The sequence below is a fragment of the Sphingomonas sp. PP-CE-1A-559 genome, assembly GCF_004340965.1.
Taxonomy (GTDB): Bacteria; Pseudomonadota; Alphaproteobacteria; order Sphingomonadales; family Sphingomonadaceae; genus Sphingomonas.
In genome coordinates this window covers 1-21,488 of the sequence record NZ_SLYA01000010.1, presented here as the reverse complement: position 1 = coordinate 21,488, position 21,488 = coordinate 1, and the positions used below count along the sequence as shown (strand labels likewise).

The 21,488-nt window shown below is 65.9% G+C and carries 13 protein-coding genes; 3 read left to right on the top strand and 10 right to left on the bottom strand.

The genetic code is table 11. The features are described 5' to 3' along the window. Positions 1 to 3: 3 nt before the first annotated feature. The 4 genes from C8J42_RS17680 to C8J42_RS17665 are packed head-to-tail and all read right to left on the bottom strand — an operon-like array spanning position 4 to position 8,718. Positions 4 to 3,363: a cellulose synthase subunit BcsC-related outer membrane protein gene (locus C8J42_RS17680; RefSeq protein ID WP_133021149.1), complete on the bottom strand. Its 3,360-nt coding sequence runs from the start codon at positions 3,361 to 3,363 to the stop codon at positions 4 to 6. Next, positions 3,360 to 7,712, bottom strand: a complete 4,353-nt coding sequence (gene bcsA, locus C8J42_RS17675) for a UDP-forming cellulose synthase catalytic subunit (RefSeq protein ID WP_133021148.1) — start codon at positions 7,710 to 7,712, stop codon at positions 3,360 to 3,362. Before bcsA ends, C8J42_RS17680 begins: the two co-directional genes overlap by 4 nt. Beyond that, on the bottom strand, positions 7,709 to 8,425 hold the full coding sequence (locus C8J42_RS17670) for a cellulose synthase operon protein YhjQ/BcsQ (protein ID WP_133021147.1): 717 nt from the start codon (positions 8,423 to 8,425) through the stop codon (positions 7,709 to 7,711). Before C8J42_RS17670 ends, bcsA begins: the two co-directional genes overlap by 4 nt. Then, the gene (locus C8J42_RS17665; protein WP_133021146.1) at positions 8,425 to 8,718 is read right to left on the bottom strand and encodes a hypothetical protein; all 294 of its coding nucleotides are present in this window, start codon (positions 8,716 to 8,718) and stop codon (positions 8,425 to 8,427) included. Before C8J42_RS17665 ends, C8J42_RS17670 begins: the two co-directional genes overlap by 1 nt. Before the next feature lie 584 nt (positions 8,719 to 9,302). Here C8J42_RS17665 and C8J42_RS17660 point away from each other — a divergent pair. From C8J42_RS17660 to C8J42_RS17650, 3 genes are read left to right on the top strand one after another with little or no spacing between them, the layout of a single operon-like run. Further along, positions 9,303 to 11,981, top strand: coding sequence for a TonB-dependent receptor (locus tag C8J42_RS17660; RefSeq protein WP_133021145.1), 2,679 nt, complete (start codon positions 9,303 to 9,305; stop codon positions 11,979 to 11,981). Beyond that, a complete protein-coding gene (locus tag C8J42_RS17655) occupies positions 11,981 to 13,072 on the top strand; it encodes a Ca2+-dependent phosphoinositide-specific phospholipase C (protein WP_133021144.1) in 1,092 nt (363 codons plus the stop codon). The genes C8J42_RS17660 and C8J42_RS17655 overlap by 1 nt, the downstream gene beginning before the upstream one ends. 8 nt (positions 13,073 to 13,080) lie before the next feature. After that, positions 13,081 to 14,295 (top strand): histidine-type phosphatase, encoded by a 1,215-nt coding sequence (locus C8J42_RS17650; RefSeq protein ID WP_133021143.1) that lies wholly within the window; start codon positions 13,081 to 13,083, stop codon positions 14,293 to 14,295. Positions 14,296 to 14,462: 167 nt separating this feature from the next. Here the strand turns inward: C8J42_RS17650 and C8J42_RS17645 are convergent, their stop codons facing one another. The 6 genes from C8J42_RS17645 to C8J42_RS17620 all read right to left on the bottom strand — a co-directional run bounded on the left by C8J42_RS17645 (position 14,463) and on the right by C8J42_RS17620 (position 21,377). Then, entirely contained in the window at positions 14,463 to 15,491 is a 1,029-nt protein-coding gene (locus C8J42_RS17645; RefSeq protein ID WP_133021142.1) for a c-type cytochrome, read from the bottom strand. Next, a complete protein-coding gene (locus tag C8J42_RS17640; RefSeq protein WP_133021141.1) occupies positions 15,488 to 16,108 on the bottom strand; it encodes a cytochrome c oxidase assembly protein in 621 nt (206 codons plus the stop codon). The genes C8J42_RS17645 and C8J42_RS17640 overlap by 4 nt, the downstream gene beginning before the upstream one ends. Next, positions 16,105 to 16,518, bottom strand: coding sequence for a hypothetical protein (locus tag C8J42_RS17635; protein ID WP_133021140.1), 414 nt, complete (start codon positions 16,516 to 16,518; stop codon positions 16,105 to 16,107). Before C8J42_RS17635 ends, C8J42_RS17640 begins: the two co-directional genes overlap by 4 nt. After that, positions 16,515 to 19,061 (bottom strand): cytochrome c oxidase subunit I, encoded by a 2,547-nt coding sequence (gene ctaD / locus C8J42_RS17630; protein WP_133021139.1) that lies wholly within the window; start codon positions 19,059 to 19,061, stop codon positions 16,515 to 16,517. The genes C8J42_RS17635 and ctaD overlap by 4 nt, the downstream gene beginning before the upstream one ends. Further along, positions 19,058 to 20,026, bottom strand: a complete 969-nt coding sequence (locus C8J42_RS17625) for a cytochrome c oxidase subunit II (RefSeq protein WP_133021138.1) — start codon at positions 20,024 to 20,026, stop codon at positions 19,058 to 19,060. The genes ctaD and C8J42_RS17625 overlap by 4 nt, the downstream gene beginning before the upstream one ends. Before the next feature lie 163 nt (positions 20,027 to 20,189). After that, entirely contained in the window at positions 20,190 to 21,377 is a 1,188-nt protein-coding gene (locus tag C8J42_RS17620) for a biotin carboxylase (protein ID WP_243644576.1), read from the bottom strand. Positions 21,378 to 21,488 lie beyond the last annotated feature (111 nt).

Here is a 21,488-nt window from a genome sequence, read left to right as displayed (position 1 = left end):
CGTTCATTTGGTTCCCCCCAGGGACTGGCGCAATTCGAAAGTCGATCGGTAGTCGTCATAGGTCCCGAACGTGTTGGCACTGGCCGAGGCGCCGATCCGGGTATTCGGGTTCAGGCGATAGAACAACGATCCGTCCGCCGAAAAGGCGAAACCGGTGTTGCTCAGGCTGTCGTAATAGGAGCGGACGTCCGTGTTCCGCGCCTTCAGCGCATCGAGCTCGGCCTGCGCGTTCGGGTCGGTCGGATAGATCGGCGCACGATCCTGTTCGAAGCTCTGATAGCCCGGCGCGACGCCCAGACGCCCCTCCCACCGCGTCGAATTATACGCATAGCGGATCGGCAGGCTCATGCTGAGGAAGCTCTGCGGGCTGAAATAGCCGCCATGCCCGTAGGTGAAGTAGTTCTGGTTGTTGTCGAACGCCTGCCAGTTGAGGTTGAGGCCACCGGTCAGCGTCGAATGCCCGTCGCGGTAGACCGGCAGATAGCCGCCGGCATTCGCCTGATACCCGCGATTCTGGCGGACGTTCTCGCCCGTGTAACGATAGCCCGATACGTCGGCGTAGACGCCAGTGCCTTCATTGTCCCAAGACAGCGATGCGCCACCACCGGTCCGCATCACCTGGCCCCAGCGCTCGCCGGTGACGGGATCGCGCGTGCCGGCATAGGACACGACGCTGTCGGTCACGGGCTCACGCTTCACCCAGCCTTGCGCCGACACCGTGTTCGAGATTTTGGGTTTGGCGGTGAAGCCCCACGTCACTTCGGTATTGTCGAACCCGATCGGCGTCGATCCGACTTCGATCCGGACGCCGGGGCTGTCGTAGGATGCCGCGACCGCGACGCCGGACGCGTGCTGCGTATCCGCCTGTACCAGTGCGGAAGGCAATGCGTTGACGATGCCTTGCGCCTCGGGCGTGGCGTTGCGGCCGAACCGAGCGAGCGCGGAGCCGGTCGGGCGTCCGGAGTCGATCACGACCGGTGTTGCCGAGACGGAAACGCGACCGCCGGCGACACCCGTGGAGAGCGTCGCGGTACCCGACAGTTCGCGCAGTTCGCTCAGGCCGGTCTCGCCCGAGCGCTCGCGGAAGCCTAGCTTCATTTCCGCACGGGGGCCGGTGTCGTCGCTCAGGCGGGCGATATCGTCGCGTAGGCGGATGAGCGTGGCGTCACCACCTGCAACGCCGGCCTGGGATACGGCGCCGTTCGAGGATGCGTAGCCGCCCGGTGCGAAGCCCGTTGGTACCGGAACGCCGGGTGAGCCTGCGCCGTATCCGGCTGCCACGGTGAAAGCCATCGGCGTCGAAGAGCGGCCGGGCTTGGAAGTCGGGATCGGCCCGGCGCTCAATGCGAACGGGTTTGCGGCGACGACGGGCGCCTGTTCCGCCTGGCGGAAGGGATTGCCCGAGCCCATGCCCGCGGCGAACGGGTTGGCACCGCTGAGCGTGGCACCGGTGCCGGAGCGCGCGGCATAGGCAGTTTCGGCGCGGCGCAAATAGCGTTTTGCCGCCCCTCGGTCGCCGCGGGCCTGCTCCATCTGGCCGGCAGCGGCGTAGATCTCGTAGTCGTCTGGATAGGCAGCGAGCGCGCGGTCCACGGTCGCGGTGGCGACGTCGTGGTTGCCACCAGCCCCTGCGCTGCCGATCAAGCCGATCAGCGCGCCCTTGTCCCGTGGATTTGCAGCGAGCACCATCTGATACGTCTGTGCGGCCTGCGACGGCATGTTGCCCGACTGGTACAGCCGACCGAGCGCCCCCAGTACGTCGGCATTGCCTGGAGAAGCGGCCCACGCCTGTTGCAGCAGGTCGAACGCCTGCGCGTTCTGGCCTGCGAGCCGCATCCGGTCCGCTTGCGACGACGCGGCAATCCCCTCGAGTCTTGCGATTGCCGGCGCTGCGGAGGCAGACCCCGCCGAAGCCGTCCGCGCGCGGTCGATGGCGCTGGCGACCGCAGCATCCTGTCCGGTCCGTGCCAGTACGCGGACGATCGGCTCGTAATCCGCCGCCGTCGCCGGGCTTGCGGCCAGCGCGCGCTCGGCAAGCGGGACGGCGCCGGCTTGATCGCCCAGATCGTTCAGCCCCCCGGCGATCGACGCGAGCGACGCTGCGCTGAGCGTCGGGGTCATGCCGATCTGGCGCAGCGTCGCGATCGCCTCGCCCCCGCGACCCTGCGCCGCGATCGCCTTGGCACGCGCGACGGCGGCATCGACGGCGATCTGTGCCTCGAACCGGCGGATTGCGGGCGTCTTCTGCGCTTCGGTCAGTCGCGACAGCAACGACGTCGCCTGCGCCTGCCGACCACGCTCGTTGTGGAGCATCGCCGCGGCGTACAAGGCGTCGGCGGTACCGATCGTCTGGATCGACTGGATGAGCGCCTCGGCCTCGGGCGCACGGCCCTGCCCGATCATATACCGCGCGTATTCGTAGCGGATCCACGGGTCCGCCGGGTCGAGCATCAGCCCACGTTGGAACAGGGCATCCGCCTTCGCCGGATCGCCATGCGTCGCCGCCTGTAACGCGTCGTTGCGCACCACGCGGCTTTCGAGTTGCGCTGCGCTGCCGCCGGCGGATCCTGCCTGCCGTGCGAGATCGGCCGAGTCGGCATAGCGACCCTGGCGTTCGTAGATGTCCGCCAGCAACGCCAGTGCGGGGCCGCGATCCTTGACGCCGGTGCGCGCGAGCGCTTCGGCCTGGGTCTGTGCGCCGACGACATCGCCGGCCGCGAGCCGCGCGCGGGCGTCGTCGAGCCCGGCGTAGAATTGCGCGGATGCCAAGGCTTCCGACCAGCGCGCCCGGTTGCCGCGCTCCGAAGCGCGCGACAGGAGTTCGGCGGACTCGGCGAAGCGCGACTGCCGTAGTCGGACGACGCCTAGGCCACCTGCTGCGTCGGCATCGTTGCGGTTGTTGGCGAGCGCCGCCTCGAACTGGCGTTGCGCTTGAGCGAGATCGCCCTGTTCGAGCGAGCGGAACCCGGCCGCGCGGGAATCGCCGCCGCGGTCTGACGGTATCGGTGCTACTCTGCGTGCCGGGGCTGGAGCGGGAACCGTCCGCGATGCGGTCGCAGGCGCGGGTGCGGGACCGGTCATGCTCGCCGGAGCCTGCGCTGGCGCCCTGCTCGGTCGCGCGGCAGGTGCCGGGGCTGGAGCGCTCGACGTCGACAAGGCGCGACGGGCTTCCGCGTTCGAGGGATCGATCGCGAGCGCGCGGCGATACGCGGTCCGCGCGAGGTCGGCGCGGCCACGCGACTGCCAATACCGCCCTTGCTGGACGAGCGCACCAACCCCTGCAACCTGTGCCACCGCAGGCTGGACGAGGAGCGGCGATGCGATGCCCGCCGTCAGCAGCGCAAGCGTGGTGAAGCGGATCATGCCGCGTCCTCCGACCCGAGCCGGCGACGTTGCTGGCGCACCAGCAGTAGGTACAACGGCCCTGCCAGTAGCAGCGCGATTAGCAACCCGCTCAGCGCCATCAGTAACGGCCGCTCGCTGAACCACCAGCCGATCCGCATCCACACCGGCAGCGATCCCGACCAATAGGTCTGGCCGACCGCAAAGCTGCGCATGCCCTCGCCATTGGTCACCGACAAATCACCCTGGACCTGCGCATTGATCCGCTGTTCGGCGAGACCCTGGACCAGTTCGGGCAGGTCGGCAGTATTGGTGCTCATTACCGCCACCACCGTCCGCGCCGCATCATAGGGCGAACGGAAGCTGACGTACCCGTTGAACCGTTCGGCCGTGGTCAGGAACGCGTTGGTCTCGCCGACGTCGCTCTCGCCATAAGGCGAGATCAGCCCGAAGACGCGTTCGATTGGATTGCGTTCGACAACGCGCAGTCTGCCATTCTCGATCCGCACAGGCGCACCGGCGAACAGCGCGGTCGCGCCGGCGGTCCGTGGGATACCGATGACCAGCACGTCATGGCCTTCCAACCGATCGCCGTCCGCGGCCTGCGTGACGGTAACGCCCGTCGTCGCGGCACCGGTCGAGTCGCCGAAGCGGCCCATCATCGCCAGGAAGGCCTCGACGATACCCAGGTCGGGCGAGGCGGGGACGACGACGACGGTCTCGGCCAAGTCGGGACTGATCGTGAACGGATAGCCTGCGTTCGCGAAGGTCGCGAGGCTCGGCATCCGCTGCGCATGATAGGCGTGCGCCAGGTCGATCGCGCTGTCCGGGTCGATCGCGACATGGACGTTCTCGGGCAGCGTGCCCTCGCACTTCTTCTTGGTGCCGAGGATCAGGTTGTAATCGAAGATCAGTTCGTTCTGGCCGAACAGATTGTAGTTCGGCAGTTCGACCTTGGCCCTTGCCTGGCTTGACGATGCGCCGTCCTGGCCGCCGATCAGCGCCTTCCACCAAGCTGCGCCGGCGAGCGGGAGCGTCCGTAGATACTGGTTGTTGATCGAGATATCGAGACGCGACGCACGCCGGTCGAGCCATGTCGCCGACGGATAGCGATAGCGCAGGTCGAGCGATGCCCCGCCCCGTGGCCAGAAGAACAGGTCGGGTGCGGTCCGGAACGCCGCGGTGAGCGGGCCCGGCGGCAGGCCGACGCCTTGCAGCGCGCGGGGGTCCATGATCTCGCCCAGTTTGACGGCACGGTCCGAGCGGAGCCAGCGGGGTGCGGCGTAGCGCGCATAGGTCGGGATGCGGACACCGTCGAACGACGCCGCGGCGCCACCGATCGTGCCGCGGCCCGTGGCGAGCGCGGCGGCGGCGAGTTTCAGTTCGCGCTCATCGCGACCCATCACCAGCAGCAGCTGGCCGAAACCGTCGAACGGATTGCGGATTACCTGTGCCGATGGCCCGGCAATATTGGGCACGTAGTTGCCCACGCGCATACCGGGACGCAGGAACACGATCGCATTGCCGCGCGGGATGCGGCCATAGCTCGGCTTGAACGCGAACCCGCGATAGCTGGCCAGCCGTCCGAACCAGGATGCGACGCTGGCCGCGGCCTCGAGTTCGCCATTCGACGGCGCCGCACCGAACACGAACGGCAGGTTGAGCGGCAGATTGTCGGCGCGATCGAAGAATGGCGATGGCAGGCGGGTGAGGTCAGGCCCGAGCGGCAGACGCTGGATCGTCAGGTCGAGCGCCGAGCGCGTATTACTGACGTTCGCCCAGAGCGAGCTGTGGAACGGATCCTCGCAATCGCGGGTGTAGTGACCAATCAGGCGCAGGTTGAGCTGGTTGTCGCCCGGCAGGAAAAGCGCGGGATTGACCGCCATGGTGAGTTGCTGGCCGCCGGCACCGTCGGGTGTGAGCCGAACCGTGCGGACGACTTCGCCGTTCAGCATTACTACGAACTGACTGAGATCGGGGAGCAATGCGGGCGACCAGGCGAGCGCAAGTGTCAGGTTGGCGGCCGTGACGACCTCGTTGCTGCGAAGCCCGAACGGGATCGCGATCTCGCCGCGGGTGCCGGCAAGCCGGATCGCGCTACGGATGCGGAGGTCGCGCAGCGTCAGGCGCTCTTGCCGGATACCGCCCGGTGCTTCGGGTGCGGACACCGGTACGGCCGGCGCCTGGGCCGCGACCGGCTGCGGCAGGCCGACGCTCATCACCAGCGCGGCAGCGGCCAGCGCGGCGGTCGCGGCCTTGAGCCGGGTGCGCTCGCGGCGACGTTCGGCGCGGTTGAAGCCGAGCAGACGCTTCAGCGTGACGAGATCGACGACCAGGATGTCGCGGAGCGATCGAAGCGTCGAGATCGGAGCGCGGGGCGCTTCCGGTTCCCAGGCATCGTTGCGGCCCATGACGGCGCGGACGAGTTGACGTAATTGAAGCATGTCGAGTTCCAGAAACCGCATGGTGGCCATGTTCTTGTCGACGCGTTGCGTCTGGACGGGGAGCGTGAGGATTTCATCACCCATCGGCAGCGCGACGTGGGTGACCTCGCGGTCGGCGAGCGTCACGCTCGGTGGCGCGGTGATCGCAAGCCCGCCCATCGACAGGTCGATCGTCTCCGCGTCGACGACGTGGCCGTCGGCGAAATAGAGCGTCGCCGGCAACTGGACGGGGATGCGGATATATTCGCGGACCTGCCGCGTCTCGCGCGCGACCGACACGGCAGCGAGCAGGATGACGAGGCTGAAGACCGCCCACACCGTGTTCAGCACCAGCGTATCGCCCTGGATGTTGAACAGATGCGCGAAGAAGAAATATTTGACGCACCCGAAGGCGATGCCGAACAGCACCAGGCCGATGCAGATCAGGTGTGGGCGCGCAGTCGCGGTGTCGAAATGCGTCTTGTCGAGCAGCGAGCCCTTGTCGGTGACGTTGAACTTCCCGCCGTGCGGTCTGAACAGCGTGACGACGGTCGGCCGAACGAGGTGGAACGCCAGGATCGTCTCGTACACTTCGCCCCAGAACGGCCGGCGATCGCCGCCCTGCAACCGTCCGCCCGAGACCTGCGCGCAGTAGAGATGCGCCGCGGCATAGGCGAAGATCATACCGGCGGAGGCGTGGATGATGTTCTCGCCGAGAATAAGGTACGCCAGCGGGCTGGTCAGGAAGGCGATGCGCGGCAGTGGAAACTGGAAGTGCAGCATCGCGTTGAGGTAGCAAAACCGCTGCTGAAGGCTGAGGCCACGCCCGAACAGTGGATTGTCGATACGCAGGATCTGCGTCATCCCGCGTGCCCAGCGGATGCGCTGGCCGATGTGCAGCACGAGTCGCTCGGTCGCGAGCCCAGCCGACAGGCGGATGCCGAGATACGCGGTCGACCAACCCATCCGTTGCAGGCGGAGCGCGGTATGCGCGTCCTCGGTGACGGTCTCGAACGCGAACCCGTTGGTGTCGGCAAGAGCCTCGCGGCGGATGATCGCGCACGATCCGCAGAAGAAGGCAGCATCCCACAGGTCGTTGCCGCGCTGGACCGCGCCGTAGAACAGGTCGCCTTCGCCCGGCAGGTCGCGGACCGAGCCCAGGTTGCGCTGAACCGGATCGGGCGAATAGAAGTGATGCGGCGTCTGGACGAGCGCGAGTTTCTTGTCGCGCTGGAACCAGCCGACCGTCATCTGCAGGAAGGCGCGCGTCGGCACGTGATCGCAGTCGAAGATCGCGATCAGCGACCCCTCGGTATTCGACATCGCCGCGTTGAGGTTGCCCGCCTTCGCATGGTTGTTGTCGGCGCGCGTGATGTAGCCGCAGCCGACCGATCGTGCGAACGCCCGGAATTCTGGCCGGCGACCGTCGTCGAGCAGGTAGACGTGATAGCGATCGCGCGGATAATCCATGTCGAGCGCCGCGAGCACGGTCGTCCGGACGATCTCCAGGCTTTCGTTATAGGTCGGGATGTAGACGTCGACGGTCGGCCATTCGTGCGGCTCGCCCTCCGGTTCGACCGACTGGCGATCGAGCGGCCACGCGGTCTGGAGGACGCCTAGCGCGAGGATGACCCACGCGTAAAGCTCGGCGAGGTACAGACCCATGCCCAATATGGTGCCCAGCGCGCTTTCGAATTCGAGCGTCGCGGTGGTCCGCCAGAACAGATAGCGCGTCGATACGACAAGCGACAGCAAGGCGAGTACCAGCGTCCCACGACGCGACTTCGACCGGCCGAGCACGATCGCGCCCAGGATCGATACGCCCGCGAAGATCCACTGCGACTTCAGGTCGAGCGGGACGGTGACGACAACCAGCGTCAACAGCGCTGCGACGACGATGCCTAGCGTATCGGCGCGAAACGCCTTGCGGACCGATCCGCGCGTCATTCCGCAGGCTCCGTGGCGGCGACGAGGCCGCATCGCGCCTCGATCGCGATGGTCATCGCGGCAAGATCGGGGAGCACCACGCTCTGCTTGGCGTAGCGCGCGATCGGCTGGAACGACGCCAGCGCCTCGTTCACCGCCTCGTCGCGGCGGACCGTCGCGATCAGATTGTCGCCGAACAGCGCACGCAGGAAGATCTGCGAATGGCGCGACAATTTGCGCGTGTCGTCGACCTGGTTGAGCACGAACACGGTCTGTTCGAGGTCAATCGTCGGCGTGCCCGGCTGGACCTTCGCCAACGCCGCGAGCGATGTCGGCTGCGGCACGAGCGTGCACAGGTGCAGCGCGGCGTGTGGAAAAAGGCTGGTCTTCAGCGCGAGGTCCGCAGAGGCAACATCGGCCAGCACGATCCGCCCGCTGTCGAACGGCGACGCGCCCGACCGCGCGATCAACCGTCCGAATGCGCCGCTCTGGACGGCGGCATAGCCCGACAGCAATTCGACCCCGTCGACGACGATGCCTTCGGTCGTGGCATCGGTCATCGCCGGAATTTCCTGCGCGGGGAGCATCCCGAAGAACAGCTTGAGCGCATCGGCATGCGTAAAATCGATCGCCGAGACGTCGTGCCCCCGTGCGGCGAGACCAAGTGCGAGACACGCAGTCAGGAACGTGGTCCCGGCGCCGCCGACGGGTGAGTGGCACAGGATCAACGGCATCAACGGCGCTCCCTATGGTCGTCGGAAAGGCCGGACAGGAACGCGCGCAGGCTGCCGCCGTGGCGCTGACCGGGCTCGCCGCGTACCGATAAGTTATCGTAATCGCTCAAGAAGTTCTTGGCGGGTGTCCTTTCCTCCGTCGCACGTTCCGCGCGACCGACGACGCGCTCATCCTCCAGCAATGCCGCAAACAACGGCCACGGCTCGACATCGGCAATTGGGTCGGCGAACTGGCGATACTGGAAATCGCGCTGTCCCAGTCTTGCTAATAGTGCCTTGGCATCGGGTCGCATCGGGAACTCCTTGTTTCCGAACCCTCGCCTAAATCTTACATCAATAGGTTAATATTGGCGGTCACTTATTTCCAATTTACTATAACGCTGGTTTTCCTGTTTGATAATATTGCTAATTCTCAAAGAGATAAACGGAAATAGCGGCCTGATACATTTTAGTGAAGGCAGAATTATAGCGAGCCGTGGCTGAATAAACTGGGATCGGTCCTGACGGATCCGTGACGATAATATTTCAAGTGGTTTGACTGTGGAATCGCCTGATCAACCAGAAAAAGATTTATTCCAAATGCAGGGGCCTCGGGATGTGATGACCTGAGCTGAGGCTGCTGCGTCAGCCATGTCCCTGGTCTCGTTCCAGTGCCATCGCCGAACCTTCGCACGAAAATGTGCGTGCTCATCAAACCCTTGTCAGCCTAGCGTCGGTTGGGCGGCTCCGGTGTCCGCAGGCGCGTGTAAAAATCGTCATGCAACACGTCGGAAGTAAAACCGTAACGGCAGTGAAACTATAATGCCGCCAGCCCGCAACATCCGCGTCCTAGAGCCCCGCTCGTTCGGACCGGTCGGTCCGGGGGAGAATACTCGACATGTTGAAACATTCGCGCCTGCTTTGGGCGACGCTGCCGCTTACGCTTGCGGCTCTGGGCGCAACGCATTCGGCTAACGCGCAGACCAGCGCTAGCGCATCCAGCACGGGGCAAACCCGCGCCACTGATACCGCCGGCATTCCAGACGCGGACACGACAGGGGATATCGTCGTTACCGGCTCCTATGCGCGAAGCCTCGCCGCGGCGACCGAGACCAAGCGGCAGGCAGGCTACGGCGTGGATGCGATCAACGCGACCGACATCGGCAAGTTTCCGGCGCAGAACGTGGCGGAGGCGCTCCAACTCATTCCAGGCGTCACCATCACGCGCCCCCGCGGCGAGGGGCTGTACGTCAGCGTCCGTGGCTTGGGTCCGCAGTTCCAGAGCACGCTGCTCAACGGACGCCCAGTGGCGATCAACGACCTGATCGAGAATGGCGGGGCCAACGGTCGCCAGTTCCGGTTCGAGATGCTGCCGGCCGAGTTCGTGTCGCAGATCGACGTGGTCAAGACGCCGACGTCGGACATGACCGAGGGCGCGCTGGGCGGCAATATCGACGTGAAGACGTTCCGTCCGCTCGACGTCGGCAACAAGACCACGCTGAACCTGCGCGGCACCTACACGACGCTGACCGACAAGGTGAAGCCCAACGCCACGGCGTTGATCAGCGCCAAGACCGACGACGGCACGTTCGGCATTCTCGCCGGCGCGCAATATTGGGGCAAGGAGGTCCGCAACGACCGCTCCTACAACACCGGCTGGTATCTCGATAAGTTCGCGTCGGCGCTGGGCAAGGGCTTCTACACGCCGGGGCGCACTCGGCCGACTGTGGAGACCGAGGATCGCAAGCGCCTGTCGGGCATGATCTCGGCGCAGTGGAAGCCCAGCCCTGAGCTTGAGACGACGCTCGACGTGCTCGCGACGCGGCTCGACATCGCCTATGACGAATATGGCCTCGATATCTATCCCGACGACGCCAGCGTTGCCGGTCACAAGCCGGTGCTGGTGCCCGGTTCGGTCAAGCTCGACGGCAATAGCGTGGTCGCGGCGACGATCAACGACGTGCGCTTCATGGGCACGCGCGAATACAGCCTCAACCGGCACGATCTGATCACGGTGGGGCTGAAGCAGGCCTGGACCCCTGAGGGCTGGAACGTCGTCGCCAACGCCAACTGGTCGTTCGCGCATAGCTATCACCCCAGCTACGCCGAGGGCACGGTGCGCAGCCGTATCCAGTTCTTCGCGCCGCTGACCTATGACTCGTCGGGCGGCTACAAGGTGGCTCCGACGATCACCACGCCGGTCAACGTCCTGGATCCCGCCAACTACACGCTCTACCCGTTCAACATCGCGCCGAAGAACAGCAAGGACTGGGACACCTACGGGCGGCTCGATGTCGATCACGACATGGATGGCCTCATCACCAAGCTGGCGGCGGGCGGCGAATATCACTGGCGCAAGCGAGACTATAGCCGTCGCGACTTCACGGTGAACCCGGCGGCCAACACGTCGCTGACCGGTTTCGCACCCAATGGCTTCGAGCAGCTCCCGTTCGACGATTTCCTGTCGGGCGTCGGCGGCAACATCCCGCGGACCTGGCTCGTGCCGATCACCAGCGTGTTCTACGACAAGCTGTTCACCGACGCGATCGCCAACAGCCCGCTGTCGGCGGGCGACCTGCGCGCTTCTTACGTCGTGACGGAGAAGACGGCAGGCGGTTATGTCCGTGCGGACTATGCGTTTCCGGTCGGCAGCGTGGCTGTCACCGGCAATGTCGGCGTGCGCTACGTCCACACCGATCAGTTGGCGAGCGGCAATCTGACTGCCGGTAACGTCGTCACGCCGGCACGTTTTCCGCAGACGTTCAGCAACTGGTTGCCGAGCTTCAACCTACGCGCCGAGCTGACTCGCGATCTGGTCGGGCGCCTTGCCGCCAGTCGCGTGCTCACGCGGCCGAACGTCACGCAGAGCGCACCGCAGATCACCGTCTCTACCGATCAGGCCACGGCAAGCGGTGGCAACCCGGCCTTGCAGCCGTTCCTCGCCACCCAGTTCGACGGCTCGCTCGAATGGTATTTCAACCGCTCCGGATCGCTGACCGGCGCGCTGTTCTACAAGGCGATGGACGACTACATCACCGCGCAGAACATCAACGTCGAGATTCCAGGCCGCGGAACGGTGCTGCTCAGCACGCAGGTCAACGGCGGCAGCGCCAAGGTCTATGGTGCCGAAGCGGCGTACAACCAGGTCTTCACGTTCCTGCCGGCGCCGTTCGACGGGCTTGGCGTCCAGGCGTCCTACACCCACACCTCGGTGCAGGCGAACTACACGGCGGGTGCGCGCCCGATCAAGGACCAGCTGATCGGCCTGTCGAAGAACAGCTTCAACGTCGTCGGCTTCTACGACAAGGGGCCGCTGGCGGCGCGCATCTCGTATACGTGGCGCGACAAATATCTGTCGGGCGTCGGCAGCACCACGCAGGTGCCGACCTTCGTCGCGGCATTCGGTACGCTGGACGGCAACATATCGGTGCGCGCCACCAACGCGCTGACCTTCAGCGTCGAGGCGATCAACATCGCCAACGCCAACAGCTACAGCTATAACGACAAGGAAATCCAGTTCGGCGAGATCAACAATTACGGCCGCACCATCCTGTTCGGCGTGCGGGCGCAGTTCTGATGTTCAGGTCGATGCTACTTGCCGCCGCCGCACTGGTTTCGACGGGCGCCTCGGCACAGCGGGCGATGAACGACATTCAGGTGGTCGGCTCGCACAACAGCTTCAAGGCACGGATACCGACCGCGGTGATGGCGAAGATCCGTGCCGCCGAGCCGCGGATGGCGGACGGGCTGGACTATTATCACCTGCCGCTCGCAGAGCAACTCGACCGCGGAGTGCGCCAGATCGAGATTGATATCTTCGCCGACCCCCAGGGCGGGCGCTATGCGTCGCCCAAGGGCGAGGCGTGGGCGAAAGCCGCAGGCGAAACGACGAGCTTCGATCGTGCGGCGATGCTCAAGCCCGGGTACAAGGTCTTCCACATTCCCGACGTGGATTACATCAGCACCTGCGTGACGCTGGTCCGGTGTCTCGGCGAAGTTAACGGCTGGTCGCGCGCGCACCCGCGGCATCTGCCGATCATGATCACCATCAACGCCGCCGACACGCCATCGCAGCGGCCGGAAATCAGCAGCCCGATACCGCTGGATGACAAGGCTCTGCTCGATGCGCTCGACGGCGAGATCCGGTCCGTGCTGCCGGGTAAGCGTCTGATCACGCCGGACGAGGTGCGTGGGACGGCAGCGAGCCTGCGCGAAGCGGTACATACGCAGGGATGGCCGACATTGACGGCGGCGAGGGGACGGATCTACGTTCTGCTCGACGTGCGCAAGGCAGTCTCGGACGTCTACCGCGACGGTCACCCGTCGCTGGCCGGCCGGGCGATGTTCGGCTGGTACCCGGACGACCAACCCGAGTCCGCGATCCAGATCGTCCAGGACCCGCTGGTCGATGGCGAGCGGATCCGGCGCTGGGTCGACGAGGGCGTGATCGTTCGCACCCGCACCGACGCTGGCACGGCAGAAGCCCGCAGCCGCGACTATGCCAAGGCGAGTGCGGCGACAGCGAGTGGCGCGCAGGCGGTCAGCACAGACTATTACCCTGGTGCACCCGACCCGCTGCACGTCGGCTTCGCGGTGACGTTGCCGGGCAAGGCGATGGCGCGCTGCAGTCCGGTGCGCGTGTCCGGCGGTTGCAGCCTGCAACCATGAGGTGCAACTTGAAGTCGCGTGGTTTCGGGACCGTGTGTGCCATCGCCGCGCTGCTGATCGGCACGATCGCTGGCGCCGCGCCGAAGCGCGTCCTGGTGGTCGAGCGGGCGGTGCTGGTCATGCGCCACGGTATCCGCGCGCCGCTTGACGGCGAGGTGCCGTTGGACACCCGCACCGGTGCACCGTGGCCGGCTTGGCCTGTGGCTGAAAGCCGGATCACCCGGCATGGCGTGCGGGCCCTCGAACAGGCGGCGGCGTACGACCGACGGTTGCTCGCGGCGCGCGGGTTGATGACGCCAAACGGGTGTCCGGCGGGTCTCGTCCGGATCAGATCGAACAGTTCCGATCGGACGATCGCGAGCGGGCAGGCCTATGCGGAGGGCCTTGCGCCCGGCTGCGATCTCGCCATCGAACACAAACCTCTTGGCACCGCGGATGCGATCTTCGAGCCGTTGCGTGCACGGGCGACGGCCTTCGACGCGCGCGCAGCGATTGCACCCATCAACCGTGAGACGGGTGGCATGGCGGCACTCGCCCGACGTCACGGCGCTGCGCTAGCGCGACTCGATCAGGTACTTGGCTGTACGTCGGTGGAGCGGGGATGCGTACCTGCTGGCACGCCGACGGTCAGCGCAAGCGCCGATGGCCACGATCTCGTGCTGGCGGGGCCGATCCGCGCCGCCTCCGGGATTGCGCAGGTACTGCTGCTGCAGGAGGTCGAGGGTCTGCCACGCGAGAGCGTTGGCTGGGGCCGCGCGGATCCTGCGACTATCGAGCAACTCGGCGCGCTGCATGCCGCCTTGTTCGCCGTGTACACGCATCCGGCCTATATGGCCGCGCATCAAGCCGCCGTGCTCGGCCGCGAGGTGCTGGCATCCTTGTCCTCGACGGGACCGCGGCTGACGGTATTCATGGGGCATGACACCAACGTCACGGCGCTCGCCGCCGCGTTTCGGGTCGATCTGGAAGCGCCGGGCTATGCCACCAACGACGTTCCGCCGGGCGGGGCGCTATTGATCGAACGCCTGCGTGACGCAAGCACCGGTGCCCGGTTCGTGCGGGTGTCGTACCGTACCCAGTCGCCCGAGACCCTCCGGGGGCTCGGGCAATCCGCTTCGCTCGTAGCGCTGAGGATTCCAGGTTGCGCGAGTCTAGTGTGTCCCGCCGCCACATTTTCCCGGCGGCTGGTTTCACACCTGGCTCCGCTGCAGACAGCTCGGTGACACCGCGACGCGGCCAACTGCGGACTTATTTGGGAAAGCCAATACGCGGCTGAGAAGCTTCGAGACTGCCTTCCGGGGGGCAAGCACTAAACTATGATCCCAGGCACGCGTAGGCATGAGGCGACAGCCTTGCGTGCAAGTGCCGACGGCGCCGCCTCTGCGGTAATTCAGCGACCCGCGAGATACTGCGCAAGCGGATCGATCATATCCTCCGGGATACGACGCGCGATCACCGGCATCGTCGATTGGGACTTCCGCGCGTCGACCACCGTCTCGTCACCGCGCCAGTTGCGGAGGCGTTGGGCGATGTAGCTGGCGCGCTGGCCGGCGAGCACGGGGTAGGGCTTGCCGGGGGCGTGGCAGCTCGAGCACGCGGGGAGCTGCACCTTCGGCAACCCCTCGCGGTCGATCCGGGCAGCCGCGGTCGATCCCGATGGTGTGACGCCGCCGATCCCTGACATTGCCGCGAAGTGATCCGCGAGGCGCGTCATGTCCTCGGGCGTCAGCGTCGCGGCGGCGTTCGCCATCACCGCGCTCTGCCGCTTTCCGGTCGCATAGGCTTCCAGCGCCGCGCGGAGATACGCAGGACTCTGCCCACCGAGGACGGGCATGTCGGGCTGGCCGCGGCCACGTCTGTCGGCACCGTGACAGCCGGCGCAGGTGGCGATTTTGGCATCGGTGACGCCCGGCACTTCGGTCAGCGAGCGATAGGTCGCGGGCGACATCTCGGGGAGCAGGCGGACGAATGCGACCATGCGGCGGACTTCGTCGTCGCGGTCCTTGGCGGCCCAGCCGGGCATGCCGGTGTATTTGACGCCGTGCTTGAGGATCCAGAAGATTTGCTTGTCGGTCCACTGGCGCGCGTTGATCGAGAGGTTGGGGGCAGGGGGCGTCGCGGCCTGCATTACGGGCAGCGGACGGACGCCAGGCGCGCCGTGGCACGAGGCGCAGCTTGCCTTGAACAGGCCGGCGGCACTGACGAGACCCTCTTTCGCTTTGGGATCGTCGGGCGCACTAAACGCGGCGTGCGCGCGGACCGAGTTGCGCATCGTCCAGTGGAGGAACCAGTCGGTGATCTTCCAATGGCCCGACGACGCGGCGATGTTGAACACGCCCGACCAGGCGAACAACAGCCCGGCAAGCGCTAGTCCGACGATGGCGGCGGCGGCGCGCGCCCAGGTAATCCGGATCGTCATGCGGTCGCGCTCCGTGTCTTCAACAGTCCGCCGAGCATCGCGAGCCCGCCGATGAAATAGCTCGCCGCGCCGACCATCAGCATGACGACGCCGCCGAGTTGCTGGTCTTCGAGTGCGTTAAGGCCGTGTGTTGCCGGGTGCATGGCCATCATCGCGTAGAGCGGGCGCGGGGCGAGGCCGATCAACGCGCCGAGCAGCGTCATGTGCATCGAGGTGAGCAGCAGCGCTGCGACGCCGGACGCGCGACGGTCGGTTGCGCCGCCGATGCGTGTGCCAAGCACCGCGCTCCAGAGGAGGAGGCCGGCGATGAGGAAGCTCGCTTGTTCGATGAGCAGCGCGAGGGGCTGCATGTCGACGCGAAGCCTCAGCGCGGGGAGGTGCCAGAGCCAGACGACGACGAGTTCGACGAGTGACATCGCGAGTGGGGTCACGACTGCGGGCCAGCGCTCGGCCGGGTCGAACTTGCTTCCCGCAATTCCGTAAGCGAGGAACGGCGCGGCGACCGCGACCGCTATCATGTGACCCGCCATGTGCCCGACCATCCCGAGCGGTGCTGCGGCGAAGGCCCAGCCGAGCGGGACGAGCACGGCGCCCAGTGCGAGGCTCGCGCGTCTCATCGGCAGTCGCCGAACATGATGACCGGCAGCGCTGTGAAGATCACCGCGACGAAGCTCAGCCCCGCCAGCAACCGCGTCGACAGCGCCAGAAAGCGGAGGCGGTCGATCGCGGTGCCCTGTTCGTGTGGCGGCGGATCACCCGGTGTCTCGGATTGCACACGCGCGATATAGCCCGCCGCGACGATCCCCAGCAGCGCGACGATGGTCGCGATCAGCGTCGCGAGCGGGAAGCCGGTCAACGCCGTCCTTGGGGTCGATGATTTCGCGCACGTCACCGCCACCCACAGGTAGCAGAACAGGAAATGCACGGCCCAGATCGTCGGTGGGACGATCAGCGTCCACAGCGTCACCTTCAGGTCGCGCGCCCAGTGTTTGCGCTCGGCGTCGGAGTTCCGCTCGGGCTTCGTCATGCGACCCCCGGGAACAGGCCGATCGTGCAGAACGTCACGATGCCCGTCAGTGCGAGGAAATGATGGTACACGGTGATGTTGCGCAGGTCGGCGTCATAGACCGGCGTCATCTTCCCCGCGAGGCTGCGCGCAAGCGTGTAGGCCTGCATGATGACTCCGATCGCGGCATGCACCGCAGTCCAGATCGCCAGCGTCCAGACGATCGCGGGATAGACGTGGAGTTCGGGATCGAGCCCCGAATACCAGGGTCCGGCAAGCCCGGCGAACAGGCTCGACAGCGTCGCGACGATGCCGACGACCAGCAGCGTCCTGCCCGCACCGACGTTGCCGCGGCGGTGCACTTCGCGCGCGCCGACGGTCGCGGCCCAACCGGTCAAAGTCAGCGCCAACGCGACCATCGGCCAGAACAAGCCCGGCCCGTTCAGCCCGACTCCGCTCGGCGGGAAATCGTTGTGGATCGTCCAGAAGAAGAAATAGCCGAACACCAACCCCGAGAACGCGGTCGCGTCCGCCATCATCGTGATGAACATCGCCCACCAACCCGGTGCCGATGGCCCCGACGTGTAGAGCGGCACCTCGATGCCGTGGCCGATATGCTTGGTCGGCTTTTCGGGGATCTCCGCGGTGCCGGTCCACAGCCACCACAGCACGCAGGCAAGCGTCGCGACGCCGCTGACCGCCGACCAGATGTAGAGATGGTACGTCGTCAGAATAAACACGCCTGCCAGCGCGACCGCGGTCATCATCGGCTTCACGCTCGGCGTACCGAGGCGGATCACCTGGAGGGGGCGCGCGTCGAGCACGGTGGTGATGATCGACTCGCGCCGCATCTCCTCCGCGTCGGGCAGGAAGAACCGCCCCTCGTCGACCTTCTGGACGAAGTTCTTCTGGTCCCAGATCGGATAGCGGCTCTCGATCAGCGGCACCGAGCGGATACCCCAGTCTTCGTCGTCGGGCAGCGCCAACCATTCGAGCGTGCCAGCGTTCCACGGATTGCGCGGCGCCTTCGGGCGACGCGGCGACAGCGCGAGGTCGATGCAGACGATCAGCACGCCGAGCGCAAAGAGGTATGAGCCCGCGGTCGAGGCGAGATTGAGCCCGCCGATGCCGAGTTCCTCCGGATAGGTGAACACGCGCCGCGGCATCCCGAGCAGGCCCGACAGGTGCATCGGGAAGAAGGTCAGGTTCATGCCGACGAACATAATCCAGAACGCGATCCGCCCGAGCCGGTCCGACAGCTTCTTCCCCGTCACCAGCGGCCAGTAATAATACAGCCCGGCGAACAGCGGCAGCAGCGTGCCGCCAATCAGCACGTAGTGGAGATGCGCGACGATGAAATAGGTGTCGTGCGCCTGCCAGTCGAACGGCGCGACCGCCACCATCACGCCGGTCAGCCCGCCGATCACGAACACGGCCAGGCTTCCGCTCGCGTATAGCAAAGGCGTCGATTTCTTGACGTTACCTGCCCAGAGCGTCGCGATGAACACGAAGATCTGCACGCCAGTCGGGATCGCCACCGCTTCCGATGCTGCCGCGAAGAAGGCGAGGCTGATCTTGGGCAGCCCGGTCGTGAACATGTGGTGGACCCACAACCCGAAGCTCAGGAACGCCGTCCCGACCGCGGCCAGCACGATCCACGGATAGCCGAGCAGATGGCGTTGCGCGAAGGTCGGGATCAGCATCGCGAACAGCGCGATCGAGGGGAGGAAGACGATGTAGACCTCCGGATGGCCGAAGATCCAGAACAGGTGCTGCCACAACAGCGGATCGCCGCCCTTCTCCGCATTGAAGAACGGCCAGTTCAGCAGCCGCTCCATCTCGAACAGCACGTCGCCGGCGATCAGCGGCGGGAACGCGAACAGGATCATCACCGCGACGACCAGGATGTACCAGGCGTAGAGCGGCATCAGGTTGAGCCGCATGCCCGGCGGACGGCATTTCAGCACGCCGACGATCAGTTCGACCGCGGCCGCCACCGACGATACCTCGATGAAGCTCAAGCCTAGCATCCAGATGTCCGCGCCGAGCCCGCTCAGATCGGTCCGCGTCGTCAGCGGCGGGTACATGAACCAGCCGCCATCGGGTGCCGCGTCGAAGAAGATCGAGCCCGACACGAACATGCCGCCGATCAGGAAGCTCCAATATCCGAACCCTGACAGCCGCGGGAACGGCAGGTCGCGCGCGCCGAGCAGCTGCGGCAACAGGATGATCGACACCGCCTCGAACATCGGCACCGCGAACAGGAACATCATCATCGAGCCGTGCAGCGTGAACAGCTGGTTGAACGTGTTCGCCGTGACGAGATCGTTGTTCGGCACCGCCAGCTGCGTCCGCATGATCAGCGCGAGTACGCCCGCGAACAGCATGAAGCCGAACGCGGTCAGCGTGTACCAGACGCCGATCCGGTTGTTGTTGACGTCGGTCCAGTGGAAGAACCAGCCCGAGGGTGGCTTCCAGACTTCGCGCAAACGATCCTCCTGCGCCTTGCGGACCGCGGGATCATTCTGGTCGGGGGCGACGTACGGGGTGCTCTCGGTGGTCATTTGAGCCCCTGAAGGTAGCTTGCGATCTGGTCGGCTTCGGCGGCCGACATCTGCGGGAAGGCGGGCATCCGCACGCCGGGCTTGGTCTTGCCCGGATCGCGGACGAACCCGGCTATGTTGGCATGCGTCATCGACAGCACGCCCGCGGCGAGCGTCGGGCGCGAGCCGAAGTGCGTCAGGTCGGGACCGATCTTCGCGACGGGGCCGACGCCGCGGACGCTGTGGCAACCGCTACAGCCGTAACTCGCGAAGGTCCGCGCGCCCGGCGATGCGATGACGAGCGCGGGCTTGCGCTGATCGGCGAGCCAGTGCTCGAATGCGGCCGGCTCCATCGCGATCACGTCGAACGCCATCAGCGCATGGCCGAGCCCACAGAACTCCGCGCAGACGCCGCGGTACGTCCCCGCCTTGGTCGCGCGGACGACGAGGCGGTTGGTGCGGCCGGGGATCATGTCCATTTTGCCGGCGAGTCCCGGCACCCAGAAGCTGTGGATGACGTCGGGGCTGCGGAGCGACAGTTCGACGGTGCGCCCGACCGGCAGGCGCAATTCGTTCGCGGTCTCGACAACCGAACCGCCCGGCGGTGCATAACGGACGCGCCACCAGAACTGCTCGCCCTCGACGCCGATCCGCAGGTCGCTGTTGGCAACCTCGCGCGGCCGCATCGCTGGGAGGGCGTAGAGCAGCAGGCCCAGCAGCAGGATCGAAGGTCCGATGCCGCCGAGCCACAGCACCAACTTCATCCCGCCCTTGTGCGTCAGCCGACCTTCCGGCGCGCGCATCGCGTGGCGCATCAGCAACGCGAGTCCGCCTGCGAGGATGATCGCGCCGATCACCAGAACGATGGTGATCGAGAGAACCTTGTCCGCTTCCTCGCCGAACGGCGCGAGCGTCGACTGGTGTCGGTTGCACGCCGCCAACAGCGGCAGGCACGCGCCCACGGAAAGAAAAATAGCCTTCCGCATCATCACCTTGCCACCCTTTAGAAGGGCGTCCCCTAAACCGGCTGGCAGGGCTGCGTAAACCCAAAATGACAGAAATGTCATGTGGGCACGTCACTCAGAGCAGATCGTGCGAGCGTTTTCACGAAGGTATAGGCAGGCCACGCGCAATAGATAATTTGCGTAGCTAAGCCTCGGTCGAGGAATCGAACCTCCATTTGGCAGCAAGCATCGCCTGCAAAAGATCAACGTAGCTCCACCCCTTGGCGCGGGCGGCGATCGCCGACAGGCAGTCCTGATCTTCGCGCCCCGGCCGGCCCGGCCCCGTCATGTTGGGTTTCATATTGAGGTCGAACAATCTGAAAATACCATCGCGATTGGCCCGGCAATCGATCCGGATCGCGGTGCGAGCGTCGACCAGCGCGGCCGCCGCTACACAGCTATCGATCATCGTCGCGATTGCGGGATCGCGCAGCCGATCGGGGTCGATCGCGACGCTGTTGGCTGTAACCGGAACGTCGCCATTATACGGCGCTACGCCGCCACGCTGATCGAAGCGGTACACGGGCGGCAACGCCCAGTGCGTCGATGCCCGCGAAACGTCCGGGCGAGGGGACGCGGGCGGCATGACGGTGACGGTCATCTCGTCACCGCCAAGAAACTCCTCCACCATCAGCATGTCGCCGAAGGTGGCAGCCTCGATCAGCGCAGTCGCGGCATCGCGCAAATCGCCGAAGTTTTCCACCAGGGTTACGCCTTGGCTGCCACGGCCGCGCACCGGCTTGACGATCATCGGAAAGGACATGCCGCGGGAAGCACACGCCTGCTCGACATCGGCCAGCGCACAGACGTTTTCCCTGCCCGTGCCGGACAGCAGAAACGATCGCGCTACCGGCAGGCCAGCCTCGGCAAGGAGCTGGTTGGTCTCAAACTTGTCGTCGAACGCCTGCATTGCGGCGGGGATCTGCCCGACGATGTCGAAGTCGGCCATCGCCGTCTCCAGCGGATGTCCTTCGAACAGGACCGTGTTCGCCCACAGGACCGATGCGCCCGCAGCGCGTGCGCTCCGGATGCCCTCGAGCGTGTCGGGGAACACCCAATCGAGTGCCTTGGCAGGGTCGGCGAGGAGCTGGGCGTGACCATATCCACGCCTGCCGTCCGCAATGCGAAAGCGATGTCGGCGCCGCCATCCGAATACCCGCCCGGCTTTGCGTCCTTTCGCAATCCGTCGATCAACGGTGGCGGAAGCGCTTGGTAGAGAATGGCGACCGGCGCTGTTTTGATGAATGATCTCCTGCGCGTCGTGCCCTAGCCGGGAGCGGCACGGCAGGGCAAATGGCTCAATTCGCTCCGATGGGCGCGAGGCCGTCGACATCGGCAGTGAACGTCCGCTTCTCTATCGCGGCCTGAGTCAACAGGCGCAGACCACTCTCCGCCGCCGCGAGTGCGCCGGTTTGAGGAATTGGTAGGCGACGAAAATACAAAT

Coding starts and splice junctions, on each gene's coding strand:
- C8J42_RS17620 (WP_243644576.1), bottom strand. CDS start 21,377: ATGTCGACGGCCTCGCGCCCATCGGAGCGAATTGAGCCATTTGCCCTG.
- C8J42_RS17645 (WP_133021142.1), bottom strand. CDS start 15,491: ATGACGATCCGGATTACCTGGGCGCGCGCCGCCGCCGCCATCGTCGGA.
- ctaD (WP_133021139.1), bottom strand. CDS start 19,061: ATGACCACCGAGAGCACCCCGTACGTCGCCCCCGACCAGAATGATCCC.
- C8J42_RS17625 (WP_133021138.1), bottom strand. CDS start 20,026: ATGCGGAAGGCTATTTTTCTTTCCGTGGGCGCGTGCCTGCCGCTGTTG.
- C8J42_RS17680 (WP_133021149.1), bottom strand. CDS start 3,363: ATGATCCGCTTCACCACGCTTGCGCTGCTGACGGCGGGCATCGCATCG.
- bcsA (WP_133021148.1), bottom strand. CDS start 7,712: ATGACGCGCGGATCGGTCCGCAAGGCGTTTCGCGCCGATACGCTAGGC.
- C8J42_RS17655 (WP_133021144.1), top strand. CDS start 11,981: ATGTTCAGGTCGATGCTACTTGCCGCCGCCGCACTGGTTTCGACGGGC.
- C8J42_RS17665 (WP_133021146.1), bottom strand. CDS start 8,718: ATGCGACCCGATGCCAAGGCACTATTAGCAAGACTGGGACAGCGCGAT.
- C8J42_RS17660 (WP_133021145.1), top strand. CDS start 9,303: ATGTTGAAACATTCGCGCCTGCTTTGGGCGACGCTGCCGCTTACGCTT.
- C8J42_RS17640 (WP_133021141.1), bottom strand. CDS start 16,108: ATGAGACGCGCGAGCCTCGCACTGGGCGCCGTGCTCGTCCCGCTCGGC.
- C8J42_RS17670 (WP_133021147.1), bottom strand. CDS start 8,425: ATGCCGTTGATCCTGTGCCACTCACCCGTCGGCGGCGCCGGGACCACG.
- C8J42_RS17635 (WP_133021140.1), bottom strand. CDS start 16,518: ATGACGAAGCCCGAGCGGAACTCCGACGCCGAGCGCAAACACTGGGCG.